Source organism: Cupriavidus sp. 05T313 (assembly GCF_056396665.1).
The window spans coordinates 1-387 of the sequence record NZ_JBFTLX010000694.1 but is presented as its reverse complement, the minus strand read 5'-3'; the positions used below and the strand labels follow the sequence as shown (position 1 = coordinate 387).

General features: G+C 63.0%; 1 protein-coding gene. It reads left to right on the top strand.

Annotated elements, in window-relative coordinates; all coding sequences use genetic code 11:
• On the top strand, positions 1-387 hold a 387-nt coding region (locus AC1DKD_RS42415), incomplete at both ends, for a glycoside hydrolase family 3 N-terminal domain-containing protein (RefSeq protein WP_477144892.1).

Below are 387 nucleotides of genomic sequence, written 5' to 3'. Positions count from 1 at the left end.
GCCTATGTGGCAGGTGTCCAGCGCAACGGTGTCGGGGCGACCCCGAAACACTACGTCGCCAACGATTCGGAAACCGACCGCTTCACCATTGACGCCATCGTGGACGAGCGTCCCCTGCGTGAGTTGTACCTCATGGCGTTCGAGAAAGCCGTCGTCGAGTCGCGCGCCTGGCTGGTGATGAGTGCCTACAACTCGATCAATGGGACCACGGCAACTGAGAACGATCTCCTCGAAACCCCGCTGAACAGTGAATGGGGTTTCGACGGGGTCGTGATCAGCGACTGGACCGCCGTGCGCAGCGTCGATGCCGCCAAGGCTTCCCAGGACCTCGTCATGCCAGGACCAGACGGTCCCTGGGACGGAGCCCTCGTCTCAGCGGTCCGCGAC